Origin of the sequence: Methylobacterium sp. B1 (assembly GCF_000333255.1) — a bacterium.
GTDB lineage: Bacteria > Pseudomonadota > Alphaproteobacteria > Rhizobiales > Beijerinckiaceae > Methylobacterium > Methylobacterium fujisawaense.
Genome location: NZ_BACT01000246.1, coordinates 1 through 3,530 on the forward strand (window position 1 = coordinate 1; position 3,530 = coordinate 3,530).

Annotated in this window: 4 protein-coding genes and 1 pseudogene; 1 reads left to right on the plus strand and 4 read right to left on the minus strand. The window is 73.7% G+C overall.

The annotated features are described in order from the left end of the window. Nucleotides 1–388: 388 nt before the first annotated feature. Genes I53_RS06990 through I53_RS07000 form a run of 3 tightly spaced genes read right to left on the minus strand, consistent with a single transcriptional unit; the run spans nt 389 to nt 2,744 of the window. Complete coding sequence (locus I53_RS06990; protein ID WP_043348336.1) at nt 389–661, minus strand: hypothetical protein; 273 nt, start codon at nt 659–661, stop codon at nt 389–391. Between the two features lie 53 nt (nt 662–714). Further along, nucleotides 715–1,968: an RsmD family RNA methyltransferase gene (locus I53_RS06995; RefSeq protein ID WP_043348338.1), complete on the minus strand. Its 1,254-nt coding sequence runs from the start codon at nt 1,966–1,968 to the stop codon at nt 715–717. Further along, nucleotides 1,965–2,744: a TlyA family RNA methyltransferase gene (locus I53_RS07000; protein WP_051044710.1), complete on the minus strand. Its 780-nt coding sequence runs from the start codon at nt 2,742–2,744 to the stop codon at nt 1,965–1,967. The genes I53_RS06995 and I53_RS07000 overlap by 4 nt, the downstream gene beginning before the upstream one ends. Before the next feature lie 109 nt (nt 2,745–2,853). Between I53_RS07000 and I53_RS07005 the strand changes: the two genes are divergently transcribed. Then, on the plus strand, nt 2,854–3,393 hold the full coding sequence (locus I53_RS07005) for a superoxide dismutase family protein (RefSeq protein ID WP_043348341.1): 540 nt from the start codon (nt 2,854–2,856) through the stop codon (nt 3,391–3,393). Here I53_RS07005 and I53_RS34950 read toward each other — a convergent pair. Continuing rightward, nucleotides 3,386–3,530 (minus strand): annotated as a pseudogene (locus I53_RS34950) (acyl-CoA thioesterase); the annotation flags it as partial. The gene I53_RS07005 and the pseudogene I53_RS34950 overlap by 8 nt on opposite strands.

A 3,530-nucleotide genomic window follows, 5' to 3' on the forward strand; every position in this document is an offset into this window, starting at 1 on the left:
CTTCCGTGACTCGCGGCCCAATCCCTCGGAACAGCTCGGGGTCGGTCGCTGCGGTGCCGGTCGCCGCCTCGCCGAGGGCCTTGGCGTCGAAAGGGCGCTGAATAGGGGTGACGGAGCGGTCGCGCGCCCTCTCATGGACCGTCTCATGGACCGCCGCGGGCGCAACCGGTTGCTCCGGCCTGGGCGCCGTCAGCCGACCGTCGTCTGGGCGATCCCGCCGAATTCGGCCATCGCCGCCCGGAGAGGCGCCTGCTCGGTCCAGGTGGCATCGTCCCCGCGTCCGGCGAGCCGGGCTCACCCTGGCGGCCGTGGTCGCCTGCCGCCCGGCCCAGGCCGACCCTGCGGCGGCAAGGTCCGCCGACCGCGAGCGAGCGCCCCGGACCCAGGCTCAGTTGCAGCCGTCGCAGATGCTGCGTTCGATCCGATCGGTCAGGGCGCGCTCACGCCGCTCCTCCGTGCGGGACGGCACTTCGGCGGCCCCGAGCGACGTGCCTGGCGGCTTGGTGACGCCGAGGCTGTTGGTGTTCGGCGCCGTGATCGTGGAGGCCGGGCCGCCGCCGGTGCCCGTCTGATCGGGCGCGACCGTCTGTGCCGCGAGGGGAGCCGAGAGGGTGAGACTCAGCGCGGCCAGACCTGCGAGACGAAAATATCCTCGGCTCATGGAACCTCTCCAGTCTTCGAGAGAACGCCGAACTTCACTGCGGGTTGCCTGCCTCATCGGCGCCGCGCCGGCTCGCGTCGGAACACGCCAACCATCTCAACATGGCCCGAATGGCGGAACTGGTCCACCGGCGTGACGGCCTCCAGCCGGTAGCCTCCGGCAACCAGCGTCGCCGCATCCCGGGCGAAGGTGCCGGCGTCGCAGGCGACGCCGATCACGAGGGGCACGCGCGCGGCGGCGAGCTGGCGGGCCTGGGCCTCCGCGCCGGCCCGGGGCGGGTCGAACACCACCGCATCGAAGGCCTCGAGTTCGAGGGGGAGCAGGGGCCGCCGGAACAGGTCGCGGCGCTCGGTGGTGATCCTGCGCAGGCCCGAGGCCATGCGCGCGGAACGTTCGAGCCCGGCCAGGGCGGCGGCGTCGGACTCGACGGCGTGAACGGCGGCCGTCCGGGCGATCGCCAGGCTCAACGGCCCGCAGCCCGCGAACAGGTCGGCGACACGTCGGACACGGGGGCCGAGGGCCGTCAGGGTGAGATCACAGAGCGTCGCCTGTCCGGCGGCGGTCGCCTGCAGGAATCCGCCGGGCGCCGGGTAGAGGCGGATCGCGTCGGCGGTGACCGAGACCGGCTCGGCCTCCATGAGCCGCTCGCCGTGGAGGGAGAGGCGGGCGAGGCCGAGTTCGCCGGCGATCCGCACCAGCGCGGTGCCCACGCCGGCGCTCACCGGGCCGTGGCCGCGCAGATCGACGTCCAGGCCCTGGTCGGTGGCGGTGACGGCCACGTCGAGGGGTTTGCGCCCATGGCCCAGGGGGGCGGCGAGGCGGCGCGCCACCGCGGGGGCCGCGTGCAGCGCCGGCACGGTGATCGGGCAATGGTCGATCGGGACCAGCGCGTGGCTGCGCGCCGCCATCAGCCCGGCCTCGGCACGGCCGTCGATCTCCCGCACGTGCAGGGTGAGGCGGCGACGCCCGGTCCCGTGCGCGTCGATGATCGGGGCAGGGGCCACGTCCAGGCGGGCCTGGAACAGGGCCTGTGCGACGAGGCCGCGCTTCCAGGCGAGTTCCGCGGGCCGCGCGAGGTGCTGGGTGCGGCAGCCGCCGCAGCGCATGTAGTACGGGCAGAACGGCGCGACCCGGTCGGGGGAGGCCTGCGTGACGGCGATGAGGTCGCCGCGCCGCGCCTCCCGGCGGATTTCCGCGCGTTCCCCGGGCAAGGTGTAGGGCACGAGGATCCCATCCTCGGCGATCCCGTCGCCGCGGGCGCCGAGGTCGCGGATCGTGACTGTCTCGATGTCGGCTGTCTCGCTCACGGCAACCTCGCACCGATCAGGAACTCGGCATTGCCGTCGCCGCCCGGCACCGGCGAGTCGATGAGGCCCAGGATTTCGGCGCCGAGCGCCTCCAGGGTTTTGCGGATGGCCGCGCAGACTTCTGCGTGGACCGCCGGGTCGCGCACGAGGCCGCCGCGGCCGACCCGCCCGCGCCCGGCCTCGAATTGCGGCTTGATCAGCGCGACGACCTCCGCTCCCGGGGCGAGCAGCGGCGGCAGGACCGGCAGGACGAGGCGCAGACCGATGAAGCTCACGTCCACGGTGGCGAGATCGGGGCGCGGGACGAGGGCGTCCGGGTCGAGGACGCGGATGTCGGTCCCCTCCCGGTTGGTCACCCGCGGATCCCCGGCGAGGCGCGGATGCAATTGCCCCCGGCCCACATCCAGCGCGTGGACGTGGCGGGCGCCGCGGGCCAGCAGCACGTCGGTAAAGCCGCCCGTCGAGGCGCCGACGTCGAGGCCGGTACGGCCGGCCGGGTCGAGGCCGAACGCATCCAGGGCGGCGGCGAGCTTCATGCCGCCGCGGGAGGCGTAGGGATGCTCGGATTCCGCCTCGACCCGTGCCCCCGGGGCGATCGTGTCCGAGGGGCGGGCGAGCGGGTGCCCGTCGACCCGCACGAGCCCGGCGCGGATCGCAGCCTGGGCCCGGGCCCGGCTCTCAAAGTGGCCGTGCGCCACGAGGAACAGGTCGGCGCGACGCGGGGACGGATCGTCCGTGGGCGGCGCGCGGTCCGGGATAGGCCGGTCTCGGGTCATCAGGGCTTCGTGCGGTCCCGGCAGATCTGCGACGGAGGTTTCGGGCCGCCGCCCTGTCGAAGGCCGGCGCGCTCCCTAACTAGACCGGGCCGGAGAGGAGAGCCACCGTATGACCCGCACCCTGCCGCTGCTCGCATTGCTCGGGACTGTCGCCGCCGGCGCCGCCCTGGCGCAGGAGCCTCCGAAGGAGGTCGCCAAACCGGCAGAGACCTACACGGCGCCGATCAAGAACGCCAAGGGCGACGCGATCGGCGCCTTGTCGATCCGCGACGGGGCGAATGCCCTGGTCCTGCGCGTGACGATCCAGCCCGGTGGTCTGCCGCCCGGCTGGCACGGGATGCATTTCCATGCCGTGGGCGACTGCTCGGATCCGAAGTTCATGAACTCGAAGGCCCACGTGAACCACGACCAGAGCAAGCACGGGCTGCTCAACGCCGAGGGGCCCGACGAGGGCGACCTGCCGAACCTCTACGCCGCGCAGGACGGCTCGGCCAATGCCGAGGTCTCGAGCGAGACGCCGCTGAACGGCGAGGGCGGCCTCAAGGATGGTGACGGCGCGGCACTGATCATTCACGCCAACGAGGACGACCACACCAGCCAGCCGATCGGCGGCGCCGGCGACCGGATCGCCTGCGGGGTGATCAAGTAGTCGCGGAGGGCGAGGGCACCGCCGGCGGGATCGGCCGCGGGCGGCCGGCCTCGTCGATGGCCACGAAGGTGAACGTGGCCTGCGTGACCCGCTCGCGAACCTGGGTGCAGAAGCGCCGCGCCCAGGCCTCGACTTCG